The following is a 1,824-nucleotide window of genomic DNA, read 5'->3' on the forward strand; positions in this document are numbered from 1 at the left end:
CCGGCGCGCGGCCTCGGGGTCGACGTCGGCCGGCATCACCCCCGCGGTCCCGGCCGGCTCACCGGCGCCCGGCCCCGGGGTGTGCTCCTCTCCACTGCCGCAAGCAGCCGCCCCGGCGCCCGGTTCCGCCGGTTCCCCGTCCTCTTCCCGGACCGGTACCGGGTCGTAGCCGCACAGCGCCTCCTCCGCCGCGCCGGCGGCGAGGCCGGTCAGCATCACCCGCCCGTCCTCGCAGACGAGCACCGTGCGGGCGGTGATGTTGCGGTGCACCCAGCCGTGGGCGTGCAGCACCCGCAGCGCCATGAGCAGGTCGGAGGCGACCTCGGCCGCCCGGTAGGGCGTCAACGGCTTCTCGGCGAGCAGCGCCGCCAGCGGACGGGCGGCCACCCACTCGCTGACGATCCACAGCGACCCGCCCTCGGCGAACACGTCGAAGACCTGGTCCAGCCGCGGATGGTCGGGGATGCGGGCCGCGGCCTGAGCGGCCTCGACGGCACGCCGCACCGCGGGGTCGGCGGGCCGGCGGGTGGCGGCCCGGGCGGTGGCCGGACGGGCACCGCGCTCACGGGCGGTGAACCCCTCGGGCAGCCCCTCCGCGTCGAGCACCTCGGCCTCGACGACCTCGGGCAACGGGACCTGACGGACCAGCACTTCCTGGCCGCTGTAGGTGTCGAAGGCGCGGGTCTCGGTGAGTTCGTACTCGTCGGACGGCGGCAACGGCAGGCGGTAGCGGTCGGCCAGCACCCGACCCGCGTAGTCGTCCACTCCGCCTCCCCGGCCGCCCGGTTGGTCACATCCGTTCGCCTCGCGGCCCGTTTCACACACGCATCCGGCTGCGTACGGTCCTCAACCATTCACGATACGTGCCGGAGGCAACCCGCACCGAGAGGATGCCGGATTCTCGCGCCCGAAACCGGCGCCGCACGCCTAGGACTTGGGCCGGAAGGATTTCGTCAGCGTCTGCCACGTGTCCCTGCGCAGGTCGCTGTGCCAGTCCGCGGCCTTCGCGGTGTACATCAGCCCGTAGCCGAGGTGGTCGTTGACCACGAACCCCCGGTCGATGCTGCGGTACTCGGTGCCGCCGTCGACGTAGGTGAACTCCCAGTCGGCCGTGTTCCAGCCGCGGTAGCCCACCTTCTCGATGCGGATCCTGTGGTACTGGGAGCGCACCATGTAGCGCTCCTGGTTCTTCCAGTCCGCAACCGGGTCGCTCTTGGGGGAACTTGTCCATCCGATGAGCAGCTTCTGCCCGTCGGGCCCGGTGTAGCGGTCACCCGCGGCCCCGCTGGACTCGTACCTCCACCCCTTGGGCAGCCCGATCGAGTACCCCTGGCCGCCCTTGCGGGTCGACACCACCGGCGCGCTCCCGCCGTCCTTGGCGGCGGACGTGCCCGAGTCGCCGTCGTCGGAGGACTGGCTCGCGCCGGCGTCCGCCGCCGCAGCGGATCCGTCGTCGGACGCGGAACCGCCCTCGTCCGTGTGCGCGCCGGGGTCGGTACCGCCCGTGGCCCTGCTCCGCCTGTCCTCCTTGGTGGAGGCACTGGCGCTCGCCGCCGCCTTGGCGGCGCCGTTGCCCTTGCTCCCCTTGCCGTCGTCACCGTTCAGGACGAGGGCCAGGACGGTCCCCAGCACCGCGAGAGCGACCAGCACGGCGATGATCACCAGCGTGCGCTTGGGCACCACGTCGGTCAGCGGCGCCCTCGGCACCGGCCGCGGTGACAGGTCCAGGTCCGGCGGCGGCACCACGGGCCAGCCCGAACTGGGCTGTGCCGCACCGGAGTTGCCCGGCCTGTTCGAGCTGGAGTTCGGCACGGCGGCGGCACC

At 73.3% G+C, this 1,824-nt stretch carries 1 protein-coding gene and 1 pseudogene; both read right to left on the reverse strand.

The window, feature by feature from the left end:
• The coding region (locus tag ACLU3S_RS36830; protein ID WP_413956326.1) for a protein kinase at nucleotides 1-765 on the reverse strand (765 nt) is incomplete at its 3' end.
• A 162-nt stretch (nucleotides 766-927) separates the two neighbouring features.
• Nucleotides 928-1,824, reverse strand: a pseudogene (locus ACLU3S_RS36835) (serine/threonine protein kinase); the annotation flags it as partial.

Origin of the sequence: Streptomyces sp. AF1A, from assembly GCF_047340315.1 — a bacterium.
Classification (GTDB): domain Bacteria; phylum Actinomycetota; class Actinomycetes; order Streptomycetales; family Streptomycetaceae; genus Streptomyces.